Raw genomic sequence first — 20,349 nt, 5'->3', positions numbered from 1 at the left:
GCAGACCGAGCGGGACAGCGGCGGTGACGACACGGCGGCCGGGCACGACGGCGCGGTCCAGATCAGGTTTCCGGCCGGTGGACCACGGCGACCGGACAGTGTGAGTGGTAGAGCAGGCCGCGGGCCACGGACCCCATCCGCAGCTCGGAGAACGCCGTCCGGCCCTGGCCGCCGACCACGACCAGGTCGGCGGCCTGCGACTCGCGCGCCAGCACGAGGACCGGATGATCGATCACGCCACGACGCTGCACGGGTACGTCGGCGTACTTCGCGGCCCAGCCCTCGAGCGTGTGGGCCAACAGGTCGTCGGCGGACTCGATCCAGGGCTGCTGGTTGGGATCGATCCAGACGTTCGGGTCCGGGTAGGTCTCGCCGAGGTCGACCGCATGGACGCCGAGGACCTCGGCGCCGGTCGCGTCGGCGAGCTCGAAGGCGAACCGCAATGCGTCCTGGCCCTCGAGTGACCCGTCGATACCGACCACGATCCGTCGGTGCGCGGGCGCGGCCGGGTCCCAGGTGTCCGGTACGACGATCAGCGGGACCTTGGTCGCGAGCGCCGTGCAGACCTGGGACGTGGAGCCGAGCACCAGTTCGGCGAAGCCGCCCATGCCACGCCGGCCGACGACCAGCGCGGTCGACTGCTCGGCGAGAGCGAGTAGGGTCTGCGCCGGGTGACCGTGGCGGACCTCGAGCGAAGCGGACCGGAACCGCAGCCGGTCGAGTTCGTGCAGGGCGTCGTCGAGCACCTCGGTGCCGTCGTCCGCTCCGGTGGGCGGCGCGGCGGCGGGCTGTTGCCGTTCGTCGTCGACGACGTACACCGCGTGCAGTGGTGAGTGCTGAAGGACGGCGTACGACGCTGCCCAGGTCAGCGCGATCAGGCCGTCGCGCGATCCGTCGACTCCCACCAGCACGGGCAGTTGAGGGGACAGTTGAGGGGACATGGGCACCTCCAGGGGCTGGACTCCTGCGGCTCCAGTCAAGTCGCGCGCAACTGGCGCGGGCAGGACGGAAGGTCCCGAACGGGCGCACCGAAGGTCCCGGTCCAGGCGGGCTGTTCGGCCGCTGCCACCGATCGCCGCGGGTTCCAGGGTCGAAGGGAGGGAAGTTTCGTCCGGCGAGATTCGTGATGAAGGCAGGTTCGTGATGAAGGCATTGGTCTACAACGGTCCGGGGCAGCGGAGCTGGCACGAGGTGCCCGATCCGGTGATCCAGGACCCCGAGGACGCGATCGTCCGCGTCGACGCGGTGACGATCTGTGGCACCGATCTGCACATCCTGAAAGGCGATGTGCCGACCGTCGCGTCCGGCCGGATCCTCGGCCACGAGGCGGTCGGGACGATCACGGCCGTGGGGGACGGCGTTCGCGGAGTGGCGGTCGGCGATCGGGTGCTGATCTCGTGCATCACCGCGTGCGGCCGCTGCGAGTACTGCCGGCAAGGGCATTACGGGCAGTGTCTGGGCGGTGGCGGCTGGATCCTCGGGCACCTGATCGACGGTACGCAGGCCGAGCAGGTCCGGGTCCCGTTCGCGGACCGTTCCGTCTACAAGCTGCCGGAGAACGTCAGCAGCGAGGAGGCCGTGCTGCTCGCGGACATCCTGCCGACATCGTTCGAGGTCGGCGTCCTGAACGGCGGGGTCTCGCCGGGCGACACGGTCGTGATCGTCGGAGCGGGCCCGATCGGTCTGGCGGCGCTGGCGACCAGCAAACTCTTCACGCCATCGCGCGTCGTGGTCGTCGATGCGGCCGACTCGCGTCGCAAGGCAGCACTTGAACGCGGCGCGGACCTGGCACTCGGGCCGGAAGAGGACGTGGAGACGAAGATCCGCGAGCTGACCGGCGGGCTCGGCGCCGACGTCGCGATCGAGGCGGTCGGCGTCCCGGCGACCTTCGAGCTCTGCACCCGTCTGGTCCGCCCAGGCGGCACCGTCGCGAACATCGGCGTCCACGGCGCGCCGGCGACGCTGCACCTCGAGGACCTGTGGATCAAGAACGTCACCATCACCACCGGTCTGGTCGACACGTCCTCGACCCCGAAGCTGCTCTCGATGCTGGCCGCGGGACGGCTCGAGCTCCCCGGGCTGATCACGCACCGGTTCGGGCTGGACGAGATGCAGGACGCGTACGACGTCTTCTCGGACCCCGCCACCACCGGCGCACTCAAGGTCGCCCTCTTCAGCGAGCGTGGCGTCGAGTAGCGGTTCGTCCAGCGGACTGCCCGATCAACGGACGACGGCGATCGGGCAGTTCGTGTGGTGCAGGACGCTCTGGCTGACCGAGCCGAGCAGCAGGCCGGTGAAGCCGCCGCGGCCGCGGGATCCAACGACGAGTAGGCGTGCGGACTCGGATCGCTGTACCAGGCCCTCGGCCGCGGATCCCGGGACCAGCTCGGTCGTCCAGGCCACGTCAGGGTGATCCGCGGCCGCGCCGGCGACGGACTCGGCGACAAGCAGCCGCGACTCCTCGCGGATCGTCTCCTCGTCGAACTCCAGCTCCGACACGTTGTCGTTGTAGCGGTGGAACGGGCTGCTCCAGGCGTGCACGGCGACTACCGAAGTGTGCAACGAATCGGCCTGATCGTAGGCGAAGCCGATGGCCCGCGCCGAGGCCTTCGACCCGTCGACTCCGACGACCACGGGTGTCTCGTCGTCCGCGTGCGACGGCGCGTCATGTGGGACCACCACGACCGGGCACTCGGCGTGCATGGTCACCTGGACCGCGACCGAGCCGACCAGCAGTCCGCTCCAGCCGCCGTGACCGCGGGATCCGATGACCATCAGCCGGGCGTCCTGGGCCGCGTCGACGAGCGTTTTCGGCGCGGCCCCGCCGACAAGGGCGGTGTCGACCCGCAGCCCGGAGTACTGGGCCCGGATGCTGTCTGCGGCGTCGTCAAGCGCTTGCTGGCGGGCCGTTCGGACCGCCTCGAGCGGAACGACGTGGCCCGGTGTCGGGCGCGTGACGATGACGATCTCGAAGGCTTCGAGAATTCGCAATGGTGCCATCGCACGATCCGCCGCGGCAGCGGCCCACTGCAGAGCCGACGTGCTGCCGGGCGAACCGTCGTACCCGATCACGATCGGCGCGGACGCTGACGCCATGAGTGTCTCCTCCTATCAGAACAGGTAGTCAGAACCGCTCGTCGAGGACGTCGCGCCAATGCACCCGCGCTGCGTGCCCGGTGGGCCCGGCGGGGTAGCCGATCCGCAGCACCATCTGCGGCCACGCCCGGCCGCCGATCAGCTCCCGGACCCGGAACCGGGGCTCCGGGTGCTCGAGCACCTGATCGAGGAACGACGCCGTCAGGTCGTACGACGTAGCGACCAGCAGCACGCGTTGGAGCGCGACGCCGGCACCGACCCAACCGTCGCTGTCCTCGCCGCGGGTACTGAGTACGGCGATCGCCGGGTGCAGCTCGAAGACCGCCCGATCACGCTGCCGGACGTTGACGCCGGCGGACAGATCACGCACGTACGCCGAGCCGACCGGCACCGGTCCGAGAGCGCTCTCCGGGACACCGTCGCCGACGCGGTCGCCACCGACCCACCGCATCCGCTCGTGCACCCGGTCCTCGTCGTGCAGATCCGCGGCGTCCGCTTGGCGCAGCAGCACGCCGAGTTCTGCCACCGTCGCGGCGTCGAGCCAGTGCAGCCTCGCTCCTTCGGCGCGGGCGGCCGCGTCGAGCTGGTCGCGGACCCGCTGCGGAACCGGGTGGTCGAGCAGCGGACCGCGATACGTGTGCCGCGCGGGAACCTCGCCGTACAAGCGGGCGAGGTCCGAGACCGGCGCCCGGCGGTCGGCAAGGAAGACGCGGGCCACGACCTCGGGAAAGGCCGGATCGGGGTTCGCGGCCAGGTTCGCCTCGTGCCCGAGGACGGCAGCGGCGACGCGGACGTTGAACGCGGCGGCGCCGATCGCGATCCGGGCAGCCCGTCCGGACGGATCGGCCGCGGGCAGCGCCCGGTCCTCGTCGAGCAGGATGTCGAGCACCGGGCCGTGCACCTCGAACCGCCACGGCTGGGTGTTGTGCAGGGACGGTGCGTGCGCCGCGGCGGCGAGCAGGATGCCGACCTCGTCCTCGGTCAGTACGGCATTCATGGTGTCTCCGTGGTGGCGCGGGTGACTCGGTCGTTCCGGGTAGTCATGGGTGTGTCCGTTTCTGCCGCCGATCCGCCGAAGCGGATCAGCGTCGGGTTCAGGCAAGTCGTTCGCACGTCGTGTGCGAGGGCGGTGAGCAGGACGCGCTGCAGCGCCATACCGGTCCGGGTCCTGATCGGGCAGGCCGGTCGGCTGGAGCATGATCCGGACGACCAGGCCGCGGTCGTGCAGGTCCGGGTAGCTGGCCGGCCAGGCGTCGTAGCTCAGCGACGCGGCGGCGCAGCGGAGGTTCAGCGCCGCGGCGCCGGTCGCGATCCGCTCGGCGCGCGACCAAGTCCCGCCGGGCGGTCAGGCCGTCGAGCCGGACATCGATCCAGTCCTGGTCGACCTCGAGCCGCAACGGTCGCCGGACGTGGTCCCCGGCCGCTGCACCGGCGGCCTGCAGCAGGACGCCGCGGGCCTCGGTCGACAGTTGGTCGGTCAGCATCGGCCCCTCCTCGACAGATGTTCCTCCCGCTTCAGCGTCTGCCCGCCCGCCGCGCGATGCACAGCGGCATACGTCCCGGGACCGGCGGGCCGTTCGGCTCCCGCGAGTGAGGTGAGAACGGCTCTGACCGCCGGCGCCGGCAGATTCCACGATCGAAGTGCGGGACTCGAGTGAAGGGACGACATCATGGCCACCACATCGCACCGGCAGCACCTGCCGGCTCCCACGACGCGAACAACTGTGCAAGTTGAAGGCGATCGGCACCCGATCATCACCACCGCGGCCGGCCGCGCACTCGCCGTACTGCGGATCGCGTACGGCCTCACGTTCCTGTGGGCCTTCCTCGACAAACTGTTCGGCCTCGGCTACGCGACGAAGTCGGGCCACGGCTGGGTCGACGGCGGCGACGTGACTGCCGGCTTCCTCAAGGGCGCCACCGGCCCGTTGGACAGCTTCTACCGCTCGCTGGCCGGCGACTGGTGGGTCAGCCCGCTGTTCATGATCGGGCTGGCGGGCATCGGCCTCGCGCTCACGCTGGGCATCGGGATGCGGATCGCCGCCGGTGCCGGGGCGTTGCTGTACCTGCTGATGTGGTCCGCGAACCTGCCGCCGCAGACCAACCCGGTGATCGACGACCACATCCTCGGCGCCATCACCGTGATCGTCCTCGCACTCGTTGCCGCTGGCAACGTGTGGGGCCTGGGCAGGTGGTGGAGCGGGCTGAACCCGGTCCGCCGGTACCCGTGGCTGCGATGAACGAACGATGCGCGAGCGGGGGGTGAGCGAGAAGTGAGCACAATGACCGTGAAGCCGGTGATCCACGTAGGGGTCGACCGCTCCTGGCGGGACACCGGCGCGCTCGAATGGGCCCTGCAGGAGGCGTTGCTCCGGCAGGAGCCCCTCCAAGTGGTGCACGTGATCGACGAGCAGCTCCGGCGAGTGCCGGGCTGGGACCCGGAACTGGTCGACGACGCGGCGATGGATCTGGTGAACGACATCGAGAAGTACTTCGACGAGACGCCGGACGCCCCCGATCACGAGATGGACCTGACGGTCGGCCCACCCGCCCGCAGCCTGGCAGACGCGGCCACGGGCAGCCGGATGCTGGTCGTCGGCCGTCGCGGACTCGGTACCTTCAAGCGCTTGCTGATCGGCTCCACGTCGGAGGCGGTCGTCGCGCACGCCGCCGTACCTGTGGTGATCGTGCCGGAGCACTGGAAACCGTCCGACCACACCGGTCCGGTGCTGGTCGCCCTGGACGGCCCTCCGGACGGCGCTCCGGACGGCCCAGCCGACGGGCGGGCCGACAAGCCCGCGGGCTCCGCCGAGGAGGCAGCGGTCCGTGAGTTCGCGATCAGCGCGGCCGCCGAACGGCACCTGCCGGTCCGGATCGTGCATGTCTGGGACATCCCGCCGGTCTACAGTTGGGACGCGACGAACGCCGTGAGCGCCGAGTGGGCCGAGACCGCCCAGCGGTACTTCGAGGACCTGGCCACCGGATGGCGCCGGAAGTACCCGGACGTGACGTTCCAGGTCGAGGTCCGCCGCGGCCACGTGGTCGACGGTCTGGTCACCGCCGCCGAACAGTCCGATGCCCGGCTCCTGGTCGTCGGTACCCGCCACCACACCCGGTTGGCGTCGTTCGTGGCCGGTTCGGTGACCCGAGGAGTACTGCACCACGTGACCTGTCCGTTGGCCGTCGTACCTGCTGGAGCGCCAGGTGAGAAAGATGACTGAGTGGAACCGGACCGGGCCTGTCGTGGTGGAAGTGGACGGGACCGCGGAGAACCTGCGGGTGGTGGACTACGCGTCCGCCGAGGCGTTGCGGACCGGCGCGGAACTTGTGCTGCTCGCTCCGTACGGGCCGCGCTCGCTGCACGGTCCAGACGGCCCGGCCGGATTCGATGATCCGATGATGTCCGAGTTCGCGGCGAAGTCACCGGCCGAGCTGGCCGACGCCGCGGTGCGCGCGGCGGTCGCGCACGTGCGGCACCGGGAGAGGCACGCGGCCGAGCTGGCCGCGATCACCGAGGAGGGCTCGCGGCTCCGGGTCCTCGCGCACGCGGCGCGCAACGCGCGGATGCTGGTGGTCGGCCGGTCCCGCAGCCGTGGTCCGCAGCGGCTCGTCCACACCCAGGCCAATCTCACGCTGGCGGGGCGGGCCGGTTGCCCCGTGATCGTCGTCCCGCTGTCCTGGAAGCCGTCGTTGCACGACCGGAAGGTTGCTGTCGGCATCGATGGTACGACGCTGTCTGCCGAGGCACTGGAGTTCGCGTTCGGCGTCGCGACCGGCCGAGAGGGCGACCTGATCGTCGTGCACGCCGGGATCCCCGCCGAGCGGCCGTTCGCGGACGCGGACCCGGAGGGCTCGTGGATCAGTCGCGCGGACTACCTGTTGTCGGCCACGCTCGCACCGTGGACCAGCCGGTACCCGACGGTGAAGGTGACGCGCTTCCTGAGTAGCCGTCCACCGGCCGCGGCGCTGGTGCACGAGAGCGGCGAGGTCGGCCTGATCGTGGTCGGCGCGCACACCGGCGCGCTGCCGATCGATCCCGTGGCCCGGCGCTCGATGGCCGCGATGACCTGCCCGGTGGCGATCGTCCCGCACCACCCGACCGCTACTGAGGATCGCCTCGACGCCGCTCGGCTGGAGACCGCTGCGGGTGCCGTGGTCCCGACGTCCTGAACGGAGGCACATCATGTCCGAGACCGTTCGTGCCCTGATCGTGTACGAGTCGATGTTCGGGAACACCGAGCGGATCGCGCGGGCGGTCCGCGATGGGTTGCGACGGTACGTCCCGACCGAGTCGGTGGCGGTCAACCGGGCGCCGAGCGCCGTACCGGGCGACGTCCGGCTGCTGGTCGTCGGCGGTCCGACGCACACGTTCTCGATGAGCCGGGCGTCCACCCGGCAGGAGGCGTGGAAGCAGGCCGACGTGGTGATGCCGATCGAGGTCGGCATCCGCGAGTGGCTGGCGGCGCTCGAGCCGGCCGCCGGATCCGGGACGGATGCGCCGCGGATGGCGACCTTCGACACCAGGATCGCCAAGGTCCGGCGGCTGCCCGGTTCGGCGGCGCGGTCGGCGGCCAAGCTGCTGCGCCGGATGGGGTATCGACAGCTGGGGGAGTCCGGGAGTTTCTTCGTGAACGACTCGACCGGCCCGATCCGCGAGGCCGAGATCGAGCGCGCGCGGAGCTGGGGCCGGGAGCTCGGCCGGCAGTTCCGGGCCGCTGAGCGGGTTCGCCCCGGTCGCGTCCGGGAGGTGAACAGACGATGATGCACTCGGCAGCGGGGGCCGCGTTCTGGTCCGTGACTCTGATCGTCATCTGGGTCCTGGTGTCGGGCGCCGCGGCCTGGGTCGCGATCCGGCTGCTGCGGCCGCGCCGCCGCCCGCCCCCGCCCACCCTGCCGTCGCCCCTCGACATCCTCGAGCGCCGGTACGCCGCCGGCGAGATCACCCACGAGGACTTCGACGAGGCCCGCGCCCGCCTCCGCGAACACGAAATCGACCTCTGACCAGCACTTTGGGCCCCCACCAACCACTTTCGGGCCGCCTGGTTGGTACGGGCTCAAAGTGCTGTTACCAGGAGCGGATGCGGCGGCCGGTGATGTGGTGGGGGTCGATGACCAGGTACGTGTCGCGGGGGGCGCCGGCCCAGGGTTCGACGCGGTCGCGGACGGCTTCGATCTCCAGGTCGACCGCGGGGCGGACGGTGCCGTTGACGAGTACGCTCCAGCCGTCGCGCATCCCCTCGTCGACGAAGTCGAGCTCGAACGCGATCGGCTCCAGGTCGTACTGCGCGACGGCGCTGTCGGACGCGGTCCGGAACACGATCAGCCGATCGAGAGTGCAGTAGTTCACCGGGATCACGATCAGTTCGCCGACTCCGGCGTACGCGATCCGGCCGATCGAGCGGCTCTCGATCAGCCGGAGGCATTCTTCGGCTCGCATCGGCTCGAGGTGCGGCGCGACGGGCGGTCGCACGGGAGTCCGTGGCCGGTCGGCGTGGGTGAGGCCCTCGACGCTGACGTCCAGGGCCTGCGCCAGCCGGACGAGTTCGGCGCCGGTCAGGGTGAACGGGCGGGTCTCGATGTGGTCGACGCGGGCCACGCTCAGACCGGCCCGGTCGGCGACCTCTGCCCTGGTCAGGCCGAGCGCCTGCCGGCGGTACCGGATCCGGCTGCCCAGGTCGTCCGGGCGGTCCGCGAGCTGTGGGTCCATCGGAGTCTGCCTCTCGGTTGATCGTCCGGTTCCAGACCATCATCGGGATGGCGGCGTGGTCAGGGTCCGAGGTCACCGGGGGCCTGGGCCGGAAGCCACCGGGACGCCGAAGGTCCCGCCCGGCCGGGACCGTGGTCCCTGGCGGCCTGCGCGACCGGGAGGCGATGCTGGGGCGGGGGTACGACGTGCTGCCGAAGGAGACGGTGATGACGATCAAGGTGTTCCTGCTCGACGACCACGAGGTGGTGCGGCTCGGGCTGCACCAGCTGCTCGACGGTGAGCCGGACATCGAGGTCGTCGGCGACGCGTCGACCGCTGCGGAGGCGATCGCCCGGATCCCCGCCGTGCGCCCCGACGTCGCGGTCCTCGACGTCCGGTTGCCCGACGGCGACGGGATCACGGTCTGCCGCGAGGTTCGCTCGCAGATGGACGAACCGCCGGCCTGTCTGATGCTGACGTCGTTCTCCGACGACGAGGCGCTGTTCACCGCGATCATGGCCGGTGCCGCCGGATATCTGCTCAAACAGATCCACGGCCAGGCCCTGATCGACGCCGTACGGCGGCTCGCTGCCGGCGAATCGCTGCTCGACCCGAGCATGACCGCGAAGGTGCTGGACCGACTGCGGCATCCTACGGAGTCCGAAGATCCCCGGTACGCCGCCCTGACCGAGCAGGAGCGCCGCATCCTCGCCGAGATCGCCGAGGGCAAGACGAACCGTCAGATCGCCCAGTCGCTCTACCTCGCGGAGAAGACGGTGAAGAACTACGTATCGTCACTGCTCCGCAAGCTGAGCCTGGAGCGTCGTACCGAGGCCGCTGTGTTCGCCATCGAGCACGCGAAGAAGCAGCAGCGCTAGGGTGTGTCTCCCAATCCCGCGCCGTAGCGAGCAGGTGCTCGGTGCGGTGCATCGGTGCGCGGGAGCGAAGGTCTCGATGCGGAGCATCGTGGCCTTTGATCCCGTGCGGCGAGGTGCCGTGCCGAGTGCCGCGCAGTAGGCGGGGGATTGGGAGACACGCCCTAGGGCGTGTAGCCGGCCGGACGTGTGGTCTCGTCCTGGACGGGTGTCCGGTGCCAGGTGCTGCGTTCGGCAGCGTGGAGGGCGGCGCTGATGTCGGCGGCCCAGATGCGGATCCGGTTCCAGTCACGGAAGTCGCCGGCGAGGTTCCCGGTGGCCAGCCGCCGGGCCAGGAAGCCGTGCGCGCTGGCTGGGTCGAGACGGCCGGCGAACGTGATCGCCGGCGTCGCCCCGATCTCGTGCGCGAGGCGCCGTACGGTGGGCGGCATCGCCTGGTCCTGGTCCCTGTCCGGCCCGACCGGACCGCTGTGGAACAGCCAGACCTGGCGCGTGCGGAGCGCGTCGGCGTTGTGCTTCAGGAACCGTACGGCGTCCCGGCGCCAGCGGCGGACGTAGATCGCGCTGCCGAGGACGACCGCGTCGTACGCCTCGACGTCTTTGACCGCGGCGACGTCGACGACATCGGCCTCGTGATGATGGATCCGAAGCTCCGCGCCGATGGCCTCGGCGATGCCGGCGGTCGAGCCGGCCTTGCTGGCGTACGCGACCAGAACCTTCTTGGGCATCAGGGACCTCCTTCGCGGTCACGTCCAGCACAGCAGTCGGTCCTGCGACGCCGGGAGTGCCTAACGGCCCGGCCTATCCGGGACCTTCGATCGCCGCCGGCGGAAGGACGGCGACCGGGCAGGGTGCCTGCCGGAGCATGGTCTGGCTGACGGATCCGCGGAGCAGACCGGCGAGACCGCCGCGCCCGCGGGAGCCGACGACGAGCAGATGCGCGTCGCTGGAGTACTCGAGCAGCAGCTCCGACTCGTGACCGCTGACGCGTACGAGGTCGGCATCGCCGGCGTACTGCCGGATCCCGGCGAGCAGGTCGTGGTCACCGCTCTTGTCCGTGACCGCGACGATCCGGGCCGGAAGCTCGTGGCGGTTCGCGTACTCGAGCCCGAACTCGATCGCGGCGCGAGCCAGCGCGGAACCGTCGTACCCGATGACGATCCGGCTGCCGGCCAGCGAGTCGTCGGCCGGCCGTACGACGACCACCGGGCAGTGGGCGTGCGCGGAGAGTTCGACACCCGCGGAGCTCACGACCATCCCCAAGAGCCGTCCGGTGACCCGGCTGCCGATCACGATCAGGGCGGCGGTCCGCGATTCGCCGAGCAGCACCGCGGCCGGGAAACCGTCGACGCTGCTGCCCGTCACCGAGACGCCGGGTTCGAACTTACGGGCCAGGTCGACGGCGTCCGCGACGATCCCCTCGGCCTGGGCGCGCAGGCCGGGTGCGAGATCGGTCGGGCCGAGCGGCACGTGGAACTCCGACCAGACGAACGCGTGCACCAGCCGCAAACCGACACCCCGCACGGCGGCTTCGGCGGCACCCCAGCGGATCGCGTTCTCGCAGTCGGGACGGCCGTCGATACCGACCACGACGTACTTCCCCGTCATGCGCTTCCCCTCATTCAGCTCAGCGTCGCGATCCACGCCGCTCGCCACCCAGAGGCGAAGGTCCCGGGCGACGGGACCGGACGGCACTGGCCGGGCACCGCCCGGCCGCGGTGCTCTAAAAGTGGTGCGGTGGGGTGTCGGAGGGGGAGCGGTCATGACGGCGATCGACCAGCCGGGCACCCGGCCGGACGCGGGCTGGGACGTACTGGCGTCGGACGGATCGGTGGTCCGCATCCGGCCGGTCCGCGGCGACGACGAGCCGGCCCTGCAGGCGATGAACGGCCGCGTCTCGGACGAGTCGATGTACCTGCGCTTCTTCGGCATCAACCGGCGGTCGGCCGACGAGTACACGCGGCACCTGGCCGCCGATCAGGACGGTCACGTCGCGCTGGTCGCGGAGTACGGCGGTGACCTGGTCGGGATCGCGAGCTACGAGCTGTTGCGCCCGGGCGAGGCCGAGATGGCGTTCCTGCTGCAGGACTCGGTGCATGGGCGGGGGATCGGGACGCTGCTCCTCGAGCAGCTCGCCGCGACCGGCCGCGAGCACGGCATTCAGCGACTGCGCGCGGACACGCTCGGCGAGAACGCGAAGATGCTGCGACTGCTCGCCGGCTCGGGATTCGAACAGGTCCGCCGGTTGGAGAGCGGAGTCGTCGAGCTGGTCCTCGACACGGCGTACCACCCGGTGACGCTGGAGCGGATGGCCGATCGCGAGCGGGCGGCGGAGAACCGCTCCCTGCATCGGCTGTTCTCGCCGCGGACCGTCGCGGTGATCGGCGCCGGCCGTGAGCCCGGCGGCATCGGCCACGAGCTCCTGCGCAACATCGTCGCGGGCGGTTTCACCGGTTCGGTGTACGCCGTGAATCCGCACGCGGCCCGGATCGCGGACGTGCCCGCGTACCGCTCGATCGCGGACGTGCCACGGACGGTCGACCTGGCGGTGATCGCGGTTCCGGCGGACCAGGTACCGGCCGTCGTCGCCGAGTGCGGTGACCGTGGTGTCGGTGGCGCGGTCGTGCTGACGTCGGGGTTCTCCGAGCTCGGCGCAGCCGGACGCGAGCTGCAGCGCGAACTGCTGTCGGTCGCACGCCGCCACAGCCTCCGGCTGATCGGCCCGAACTGCCTCGGCCTGGTGAACACGGCTCCGGAGGTGAGTCTGAACGCGACGTTCGCGGAGCTCGCACCGAGGCCCGGCGCGCTGGCCATCGCGGCGCAGTCCGGCGCGGTCGGGATCGCGGTGCTGCAGCATGCCGGCCAGACCGGACTGGGCATCTCGGAGTTCGTCTCGCTCGGTAACAAGGTCGATGTCAGCGGCAACGACATGTTGCTGCACTGGTGGGGCGACCCACGAACCGCGGTGATCGGGCTGTACCTGGAGTCGTTCGGCAACCCGCGGAAGTTCGGTGGGCTGGCCCGGATGATCGGCCGGACGAAACCGATCCTGGTGGTCAAGGGCGGACGCTCGGCCGGTGGTCGCCGGGCCGGGGCCTCACACACCGCGGCGGCCGCAACACCCGAGACCGCCGTCGACGCGCTGTTCGCGCAGTCCGGCGTACTGCGGATGGACACGGTCGAGGAACTGGTGGAGACCGCCCGTCTGCTCGCCGTCCCGCCGCTCCCGCACGGCCGCCGGGTCGCTGTGGTTGGCAACGCAGGTGGCGCAGGGATCCTCGCGGCTGACGCGGCCGGCCGGCTCGGGCTGGAGCTGCCAGAGCTGAGCCCGTCCGTCCAGGAGCAGCTCGCGGCGACCGGCGCCGTGGGTACGGCGAACCCCGTCGACCTCGGAGCGGCCGCGTCGCCGGCGTCTCTCACGGAAACCCTGCGGGTGCTGAAGACGAGTGCTGAGATCGACAGTATCGTGGTGAACTACGCTGCGACCCGGGCCGGCAAGGTCGATGAGATCTACGCTGCGATCGCCGCGGCCGGCAACGAGGCCTTGCACCCGCTCGTCGTGAACTGTGTCGGTTCGGCGAACGCAGCGCCCGAGATCGCACTGGCGGACGGCCGTCGGTTGCCGGTGTTCCCGTTCCCCGAGAGTGCGGTCCGGGCGCTGGCCCATGCCGTGCAGTACGCCGAGTGGCGGGCGCGACCGCAGGGCGCCGTACCGGAACTGGCGCGAGTCGACTCGGTGGGCGCGCGGGCGGTCGTGCAGCGCTTCTTCCAGCGGATGCCTCGAGGCAGGTGGCTGGATCCTCGGCGGGCGGGTCTGCTGCTGGACTGCGCTGGTGTGCCGATGATCCCGGTCGTGCCGGCGCTGACGCGTTCAGAGGCGATCGCGGCGGCCGAGGCGGCCGGGTATCCGATCGCGGTGAAGACGGGCGCGCCCGGCGTACTGCACAAGACCGACATCGGCGGCGTGCGCGTCGGGCTGACGAACTCCGCGCAGGTCGGGGTCGCGTACGACGAGATCACGCGCGCGACGGGTGACCCACAAGTACTTGTGCAGGCGATGGCGCCGGACGGGACCGAGCTCGTGATCGGCGTGGTGCGGGACCAGCGCTTCGGGCCGCTCGTGATGGCGGGCAGCGGCGGCGTGCTGACCGACGTACTGGCCGATCGGCAGTGGCGTGGCCTGCCGCTCACGGATCTGGACGCACGCGAGATGGTGCACTCGTTGCGGTGCGCGCTGCTGCTCGCCGGCTACCGCGGTGCGCGAGCCGCCGACCAGGAGGCCGTTCTCGACGTCGTGCACCGGATCGCGTGGCTGGCGAGTCAGGTCCCCGAACTCGCCGAGCTCGATATCAACCCGTTGATCGCCACCCCGTCCGGGGCCTTCGCCGTGGACATCCGGGTCCGGCTCGCCTCGGCGGAGCCGGAGACCGACTGGTTCGCGCGCCATCTCCGTCGCGACGACGCGTGAGGCTCAGGACGCGTAGGTTCGCTCGAACCGGAGCGCCACTCGGCTGAGCGCGCGCAGGGCAGCGACCGACTCGGCGATCTCCCGGTGCGATTCGACCGGGTGCACGGTCCGGAACAGGTCGTTGCGCAGGTCCTCGAGCGCGTCCACCAGATGCTCGATCTCGTCGGCGACGATCGTGTCGTGCGGCTGCTGAGCGGTGATCATCGGCAGGATCCGGCCGCGGAACGCGACGATCGTGTGCTGCGCCTCGGTCAGCCGGCGCTCCTCGAGAAACCAGTTGTCGGCGAGGCTGTTCTCGGCGATGTTCGTGAGATCGGCCTCCCAGCGGTCGATCTCCTGGCGCAAGGTGGTCATGACTGCTCCTTCGCCTGGAACTCGGCGACGGGCCGGCGGGCGGCGCCGCGGTGCGGCCGGCTGTGGCCGAAGCGGATGATCATGTCGGCGTGCCCGGGCCGTCCGGTGAGCAGTTGGACCCGTGGCCGCAGATCGTCGAACTCCAGCGGCTGGTTGAGGAACGAGGCGCTCACCCCCGCCCGGGTCGCCGTCAGGAGCACGCGCTCCAGCGCCGCCCCGGCCGTCACCTGGTCGCTCGGTTCGTCGAAGGCCGTCGAGAGCACGGCGATGTCCGGATGCTCCTCGAACTTCCGTTCGGCACGGCTCCGGTCGTTCGGCCTGGTGGCCAGGTCGCGGACGATCGCCGGGTAGCTGGCCGACCGCGGGCCCAGAGCCGAGCTGGGTACGCCGTCGGCGGCGCGGTCGCCACCGACCCAGCGTGCCCGTTCGGCCCGCCGGTGCCAGTCGCCGATCTCCCGCAGGTCGGTGTCGAGCACCATGTCGAGCACCGTGTGGACGCCGTCCTTGCCGAGCCACGTGAGCTCGGCGCCCTCGGCGTACGCGGCGCGCATCAACGCCACCCGGACGTTCTCGGCCAGTGGCGTGGTGTCGGACGGGTTCCGGTCGGTATGGCGGTGCGGGATGTACTCGGCGAGGTCCCGGAGCTCGTCGTTACGGGCCGCCGTGGGTTCGAGCACGATGCGGGCCAGTAGATCGGGCTCATCCGGGTACGGAGCCAGCCCGAACCAGGCGCCGTACCCGAGGCTCTCGGCCGCGCAGCGGAGGTTGAAGCTGGCGGCGCCGGCGGCGATCCGCATCGCCCGTCCGGTCGGGTCCTCGGCCGGCAGGGTACGGGAGCCTTCCAGGTAGATGTCGACCACGTGGCCCTCGACCTCGAAGCGCCACGGCTGGGTGTTGTGCATGCTCGGCGCGGCGACCGCCGCCGCGAGCAGATCCTCGACGTCCTTGGCGGGGAGTTGATCGGACACGGGATGCTCCTCCCACTGGTTCTCCATCTCCAGGTTCGCCGGTGCAAGGGCGTGGCGCTGGGGGCAAGAGTCCCGATCGCGGGAGGCCGTTCGGCCGTCAGTCGCCGAGCGGCGCGCGCAGCTCGACCACCGTGCCGTGCGGCTCCTTGTCCGTCATGTCCACGGTGCCGCCGAGCGCCTCGGCGCGCTCGGCCAGGTTGCGCAGTCCGCTGTTGCGGCTGCGTTGGTTGATACCGATCCCGTTGTCGGAGACCCGGGCGAGCACCTGGCCGGCGTCGACACCGATCTCGACCGTCGCCGCCGACGCCTCCGCGTGCCGAACGATGTTCGACAGGGACTCGCGGACGGCGGCGAGGATATGCGGGCGGACGGCCGCCGGCACCACGGTGTCGACCGGGCCGCTGAAGATCAGCTGTGGACGGAAACCGAGCGGACCGGCGTACTCCGCCACCAGGGTGTGGATGTCGCCGCGCAGCGAGCTGCTGTCGGAGGTCTGCTGGAGCTCGAAGATCGCGGCCCGCAGGTCGTGGATCGTGGTGTCGATGTCCTCGACCGCGCGGCTGAGCCGGTCCCGGTGCTCGGGCCGGACCAGTCGATTCATGCCCTGGAGCTGGAGCCCGGTAGCGAACAGCCGCTGGATCACCAGGTCGTGCAGGTCGCGGGCGATCCGGTCGCGGTCCTCGAGAACGGCGAGCATGTCGCGATCCCGCTGGGCCTGGGCACGCTCCAGCGCCAGGGTCGCCTGGCCGGCGAAGATTCTCACCAGGTCGGCGCCTTCGGCGACCCGAGTGCTCACGCCCTGTTCGGCCGCGACTGCGAGCACACCACCGGTGCGCGTACTGCCGGACGGCAACGGCGCCAGCGTCGTGCGCGCCAGGGCCGCCCCCTCGGGGAACTCGGTCAGCCCACCGGAATCCTTCAGCAACTGCGCGAGGTCCTCGATCACGACCTGTTCGCTGGTCCCGGAACTGGCCCGGCCGAGAACCGGCAGATCGGCGGGAATCCGGCGGCCGAGGTACTTCGTGAACGCGGCCGGACCGTCGACGGCGCGGACGACCAGCTCGTCGGCGTCGACCAGCAGAACGGCCGCGACATGTGCACCGGACACCTCGCGGGACCGCTGCGCGATCAGCTGCAGCGCCTGGTCGGCGTCGAACTCGCCGAGCATCAGCTGGGTGATCTCGGCGGTGATCTCGTGCCAGCGCCGGCGCTGCTCGGTGTCGGCGTACAGCCGGGCGTTGTCGATCACCACACCGGCCGCGGCGGCGAGCGCGGTGACCGCGCGTTCGTCGTCCTCGGTGAAGTCGGCGCCCCCGGTCTTCTCGGTCAGGTACAGGTTGCCGTAGACGTGCTCGCGGGTCCGGATCGGGACCCCGAGGAAGCTCCTCATCGGCGGGTGGTTGGTCGGGAATCCGTAGGACCGCGGGTGCTCGGCGAGGTCGTGCAACCGGATCGGTTCGGGGTGCTCGATCAGCAGGCCGAGGATGCCGTGTCCCTCGGGGTACGCCCCGATCGCGGAGATCTCGTCGTCGTCCACCCCGTAGGTGATGAACCGGACCAGCCGCTTGCCGTCCGGTCCGACCACGCCGAGGGCTCCGTAACGCGCTCCGGCCAGTTCGCAGGCCGCCGTGACGATCCGGTCCAGGGTGCTGTTCAGGTCCAGGTCCGCCCCGATGCCGACGACCGCGTCCAGCAGCGCGCGGAGCCGGTCCTGGTGCTCCATGATCTCGTCGACCCGGCCGAGCAGCTCCTGGAGCAGGGCATCGAGACGCACCCGAGACAACCCGGCGTACTCCAGCGCCCCCTCGTCCCAGCTCCCGCGTCCTGCCCGTGAGCCATTGACCACCCCACCAGCCTACGTACCGTCACACATTGTGGGAACTCCCGAATCTTGGGCGTTGTCCCCAGGGCACCAGGCGGCGGCCCTGCACGGACTCGACTCCCAGCCGTACGAACTGCGGTTCGTCCATCGGCATCCAGGAGTGCAGCGGCAAGGTACGGCGCAGTGCGTCGGCCTCGTCGCGGGTCACGACCGACAGGTGCCCGATCGCGGTCACGGTCCACCCGGTGTGCCGCTCGGGATCCACGTTGTCGGCCTCGAACGCGACCACGTCACCGCGCTCGGCGGCCCGGAACTTGTCACCCGGCCCGGTGCTGAACACGATGGTGTCGTCGTCGACCACGAAGTTGACCAACCGGATCGCCGGGAGACCGGCATAGGTGTACACCAGCCGGCCGAGCGGCACCGATCGGAGCAGATGGAGGCACTCCGCCGTACCAAGGATCTCGAGCCGGGAGCGGTCGAACTGTTGGGGCATCGTCATCGGACATCCTCCAGGCACCGTGGACCGGGGCGCCCACGGTTCAACCTTGGAGGTGGCGGTGGACCGGAGCCAGGGCCGAAAGTCCTCAACCGGCAGCCGCGTGCGGAAGGACTTTTGGACCGCAGGACCCGGGACCCGAGGCCCTGCCGGGGCGAGCCGGCGCGCTGTTTTCTGGAGGTGAGACCCGGAGAGACTGGAGGCCGGTCGCCATGACTAGTCCGTTGCAGGTTTCCGATGTGATGACCCGTGACGTCGTCACGGTGGCCGAGGACACGCCGTACAGGGAAGTGGTCGAGCTGCTCGCCGGGCAGCACATCAGCGCCGTACCGGTGCTGGATCGGCGCGGCGGTATCGCCGGGGTGGTTTCCGAGACCGACCTGCTCCGCAAAGAGGAGTTCCAGCAACAACCGAAGCGGTCCTGGCTGGCCCGTCGGCGGCAGCGGCGCGCTTCGGCGTCCGCCGGCGGCCGGTTGGCCGGTGACTTCATGTCGCGGCCCGCGGTGACGATCGATGAGACGGCGACCGTTCCCGAAGCGGCGCGGGCGATGGCGGCGCACGGGATCACCCGGCTGGTGGTGACCGGCGGCGACGACCTCACCGGCATCGTCACCCGCTCGGACCTGTTGAAGACGTTCCTCGCCGCCGACGACCGGATCCTGCACCAGATCCGGCACGACATCGTCGAGCGGGGACTCTGGGCCGACCCGGCTACGATCGAGATCCGCGTCAACGACGGTGTGGTGACGCTGTCCGGTGAGGTCGACGAGCGCAGTACCGCCCTGGTCGCGGGGAAGCTGACGGCCGCGGTCGATGGTGTCGTCGGCGTCGACAACCTGCTGACCTGGGGGTACGACGATGTGGCGGCCAAGCCGGACCCGACACCGTCCCCCGAGCTGCGACGCCCCTCGTGAGTTCAGGCGGACGTCGTTTCCTGATCTGACGGCCGGAGAGCGGCGAGCTGCACCAGGCGCGTCACGTCGTACCCGTGCACCACTCCGGCCAACCGGCCGTCGCCCCCGACGACGAGCGCGAGTTCGTCCGGGCCTGATGGCATCTGGATGACCAGATCGCCGAGCAGATCGTCGGCGTGCCCAACAGGTACGTCGTTCAGCGGTCGCTGGGCCGCCCTGATCGTCAGACCGGCTCGCTGGTGAACAGGAACCCGGGCCAGCCGGCGCAGCGACACCGTGCCGGTCGGGCGGGCGTCGAGATCGACCACCGCGAACACCACGTCGCGGGTCCGCGTCATCGCATCCGCGACGAAACGGTCGATCGGCATCGCGGCGTACGCCGTCACTGGCGGGACCGACATCGCGGCCGCGACCGGTGTCGGCCCGAGCGCGATCCGCAGCCGGGCGGTCCGTGACTCGGCGGTGACCGAGGTGACGATGAGATAGCCGATCATCACCAGCCACAGGCCGGTGTAGCGGCCGGTGACCCACTCGGCGAGCCCGATGCCCGCGATAACGACACCGATCACGCGACCGGCCCGACCCGCCGAGAGCGCGGCCCGGTTCGGGTCGCCCGTGCGCCACCAGAGGGCGGCACGAAGGATCCGGCCACCGTCCAGCGGCAGACCCGGCAGCAGGTTGAACACGGCGAGGAACACGTTCATCACGGCGAGCCACACAAGCGTGGCGGCCACCAGTTGCGGCGCCCCGGCGATGTTCAGCAGCAGCGCGAGTACGCCGGAGCCGAGCCCCAGCCCGAGGCTCATCAGCGGCCCGGACGCCGAGACCCAGAACGCGGTCCGCGGTGAAGCCGGCTCGCCGCCCAGCACGCTCACCCCTCCTAGCATCCATAGGGTGATGCGCTGGACGGGAATCCCAGCCCGCAAGGCAACCACCGAATGTGCGAGTTCGTGCAGCAGCAGCGAGCCGGCGATCAAGAGACCGGCCAGGATGCCGATCGCCCAGTAGACGCCGGCCTGGTGTCCGGGCGCGAGCTCCGGCAGGACGGCTGTCGCCAACCCGTAGGCGACCAGCAGGACGAGCACGATGAGCGACCAGTTGGCCCCGACCTCCACGCCCGAGATCCGGCCGAACCTCACGGTCTGCTTCATCTGCCCTCCTGCTGGGCGCCGGGGAGCGGAGGAAGTCCACCGCCGCTGATGCAGCGGGACGAGCTGTACGGTGCGCGGCTTGGGGTCCGCTTCTCCGTACCTGCGTACCGGGCTTCCTCCGCCTGATACCAGTGGATCTCGCGAACGCGCTGTACAGAAGGGCGTTGGGTCCCGAGAACGCGGGACTTTCGGACCGAAAGCCGGCGGCTGTGGGCCGGTGCCGGGTTCGGGACCTTTGGCCCTGCCGTCGGCCGCGGTCGCTCGGGCACTGTGGGTGGTGTGGGAGCCGGTATCAGGGGTCCGGTGACCCGACGACCGGGGGGTCAGGTGTCGCGCGCCACCCCCGGGGGGTGAGGCCACAGAGGGGTGTTGGCCTCGACCCCACAGGTGCGCGGGCGGCGGGGGGGGCCCGGCCCCCAAATTGGGGGGGTGGGGGGGGGGGTGGGGGGGCCCGGGGGTCGAACGCAAGAGAGGGGGGGCCCGGGGGGGGGGAAGGTGGGGGGCGACGCCGGCCGA

21 protein-coding genes are annotated in these 20,349 nt (G+C 71.0%); 9 read left to right on the top strand and 12 right to left on the bottom strand.

Translation table 11 applies throughout. The features are described 5' to 3' along the window. Positions 1–62: 62 nt before the first annotated feature. Positions 63–941 (bottom strand): universal stress protein, encoded by an 879-nt coding sequence (locus ACWGID_RS12615; protein WP_452196565.1) that lies wholly within the window; start codon positions 939–941, stop codon positions 63–65. A gap of 202 nt (positions 942–1,143) precedes the next feature. On the opposite strand from ACWGID_RS12615, the gene ACWGID_RS12610 reads away from it, so the two are divergent. Then, positions 1,144–2,196, top strand: coding sequence for a zinc-dependent alcohol dehydrogenase family protein (locus tag ACWGID_RS12610; RefSeq protein ID WP_452196564.1), 1,053 nt, complete (start codon positions 1,144–1,146; stop codon positions 2,194–2,196). 24 nt (positions 2,197–2,220) lie between these two features. On the opposite strand, the gene ACWGID_RS12605 is transcribed toward ACWGID_RS12610, so the two are convergent. The 3 genes from ACWGID_RS12605 to ACWGID_RS12595 form a co-directional block, all read right to left on the bottom strand. Next, positions 2,221–3,096, bottom strand: coding sequence for a universal stress protein (locus tag ACWGID_RS12605; protein WP_452196563.1), 876 nt, complete (start codon positions 3,094–3,096; stop codon positions 2,221–2,223). A 28-nt stretch (positions 3,097–3,124) separates the two neighbouring features. After that, complete coding sequence (locus tag ACWGID_RS12600; protein ID WP_452196562.1) at positions 3,125–4,093, bottom strand: Acg family FMN-binding oxidoreductase; 969 nt, start codon at positions 4,091–4,093, stop codon at positions 3,125–3,127. A 97-nt stretch (positions 4,094–4,190) separates the two neighbouring features. After that, a complete protein-coding gene (locus ACWGID_RS12595) occupies positions 4,191–4,580 on the bottom strand; it encodes a hypothetical protein (protein WP_452196561.1) in 390 nt (129 codons plus the stop codon). A gap of 186 nt (positions 4,581–4,766) precedes the next feature. Here ACWGID_RS12595 and ACWGID_RS12590 point away from each other — a divergent pair, with 186 nt between their 5' ends. Genes ACWGID_RS12590 through ACWGID_RS12570 form a run of 5 tightly spaced genes read left to right on the top strand, consistent with a single transcriptional unit; the run spans position 4,767 to position 8,097 of the window. After that, positions 4,767–5,336, top strand: a complete 570-nt coding sequence (locus ACWGID_RS12590) for a hypothetical protein (RefSeq protein WP_452196560.1) — start codon at positions 4,767–4,769, stop codon at positions 5,334–5,336. A gap of 42 nt (positions 5,337–5,378) precedes the next feature. Continuing rightward, complete coding sequence (locus tag ACWGID_RS12585; protein WP_452196559.1) at positions 5,379–6,317, top strand: universal stress protein; 939 nt, start codon at positions 5,379–5,381, stop codon at positions 6,315–6,317. Further along, positions 6,310–7,266: a universal stress protein gene (locus ACWGID_RS12580; protein ID WP_452196558.1), complete on the top strand. Its 957-nt coding sequence runs from the start codon at positions 6,310–6,312 to the stop codon at positions 7,264–7,266. The genes ACWGID_RS12585 and ACWGID_RS12580 overlap by 8 nt, the downstream gene beginning before the upstream one ends. 13 nt (positions 7,267–7,279) lie before the next feature. Beyond that, positions 7,280–7,858 (top strand): flavodoxin family protein, encoded by a 579-nt coding sequence (locus ACWGID_RS12575; RefSeq protein ID WP_452196557.1) that lies wholly within the window; start codon positions 7,280–7,282, stop codon positions 7,856–7,858. After that, positions 7,855–8,097 (top strand): SHOCT domain-containing protein, encoded by a 243-nt coding sequence (locus ACWGID_RS12570; protein ID WP_452196556.1) that lies wholly within the window; start codon positions 7,855–7,857, stop codon positions 8,095–8,097. Before ACWGID_RS12575 ends, ACWGID_RS12570 begins: the two co-directional genes overlap by 4 nt. Before the next feature lie 64 nt (positions 8,098–8,161). Here ACWGID_RS12570 and ACWGID_RS12565 read toward each other — a convergent pair whose 3' ends face one another. Beyond that, positions 8,162–8,803, bottom strand: a complete 642-nt coding sequence (locus ACWGID_RS12565; RefSeq protein WP_452196555.1) for a helix-turn-helix domain-containing protein — start codon at positions 8,801–8,803, stop codon at positions 8,162–8,164. Positions 8,804–8,850: 47 nt separating this feature from the next. Between ACWGID_RS12565 and ACWGID_RS12560 the strand changes: the two genes are divergently transcribed. Then, entirely contained in the window at positions 8,851–9,660 is an 810-nt protein-coding gene (locus tag ACWGID_RS12560; protein ID WP_452196554.1) for a response regulator, read from the top strand. A 161-nt stretch (positions 9,661–9,821) separates the two neighbouring features. On the opposite strand, the gene ACWGID_RS12555 is transcribed toward ACWGID_RS12560, so the two are convergent. Both ACWGID_RS12555 and ACWGID_RS12550 read right to left on the bottom strand, forming a co-directional pair. After that, the gene (locus ACWGID_RS12555; protein WP_452196553.1) at positions 9,822–10,385 is read right to left on the bottom strand and encodes a flavodoxin domain-containing protein; all 564 of its coding nucleotides are present in this window, start codon (positions 10,383–10,385) and stop codon (positions 9,822–9,824) included. Positions 10,386–10,458: 73 nt separating this feature from the next. Beyond that, positions 10,459–11,265 (bottom strand): universal stress protein, encoded by an 807-nt coding sequence (locus ACWGID_RS12550; RefSeq protein WP_452196552.1) that lies wholly within the window; start codon positions 11,263–11,265, stop codon positions 10,459–10,461. A 154-nt stretch (positions 11,266–11,419) separates the two neighbouring features. Here ACWGID_RS12550 and ACWGID_RS12545 point away from each other — a divergent pair, with 154 nt between their 5' ends. Next, entirely contained in the window at positions 11,420–14,125 is a 2,706-nt protein-coding gene (locus tag ACWGID_RS12545; protein ID WP_452196551.1) for a bifunctional acetate--CoA ligase family protein/GNAT family N-acetyltransferase, read from the top strand. Between the two features lie 3 nt (positions 14,126–14,128). On the opposite strand, the gene ACWGID_RS12540 is transcribed toward ACWGID_RS12545, so the two are convergent. From ACWGID_RS12540 to ACWGID_RS12525, 4 genes are all read right to left on the bottom strand, one after another. Continuing rightward, positions 14,129–14,479: a hypothetical protein gene (locus tag ACWGID_RS12540; protein ID WP_452196550.1), complete on the bottom strand. Its 351-nt coding sequence runs from the start codon at positions 14,477–14,479 to the stop codon at positions 14,129–14,131. Next, a complete protein-coding gene (locus ACWGID_RS12535; protein ID WP_452196549.1) occupies positions 14,476–15,447 on the bottom strand; it encodes an Acg family FMN-binding oxidoreductase in 972 nt (323 codons plus the stop codon). The genes ACWGID_RS12540 and ACWGID_RS12535 overlap by 4 nt, the downstream gene beginning before the upstream one ends. Before the next feature lie 97 nt (positions 15,448–15,544). Continuing rightward, positions 15,545–17,293, bottom strand: a complete 1,749-nt coding sequence (locus tag ACWGID_RS12530) for a GAF domain-containing protein (protein WP_452196548.1) — start codon at positions 17,291–17,293, stop codon at positions 15,545–15,547. Positions 17,294–17,312: 19 nt separating this feature from the next. Next, a complete protein-coding gene (locus tag ACWGID_RS12525) occupies positions 17,313–17,771 on the bottom strand; it encodes a pyridoxamine 5'-phosphate oxidase family protein (RefSeq protein ID WP_452196547.1) in 459 nt (152 codons plus the stop codon). Positions 17,772–17,980: 209 nt separating this feature from the next. On the opposite strand from ACWGID_RS12525, the gene ACWGID_RS12520 reads away from it, so the two are divergent. Then, entirely contained in the window at positions 17,981–18,682 is a 702-nt protein-coding gene (locus tag ACWGID_RS12520; RefSeq protein WP_452196546.1) for a CBS domain-containing protein, read from the top strand. A gap of 2 nt (positions 18,683–18,684) precedes the next feature. Here the strand turns inward: ACWGID_RS12520 and ACWGID_RS12515 are convergent, their stop codons facing one another. Further along, the gene (locus ACWGID_RS12515; RefSeq protein ID WP_452196545.1) at positions 18,685–19,833 is read right to left on the bottom strand and encodes a site-2 protease family protein; all 1,149 of its coding nucleotides are present in this window, start codon (positions 19,831–19,833) and stop codon (positions 18,685–18,687) included. Positions 19,834–20,349: the final 516 nt, after the last annotated feature.

It is taken from the genome of Kribbella sp. NPDC054772 (assembly GCF_053611945.1).
This window is presented reverse-complemented; position numbering and strand designations above follow the sequence as displayed.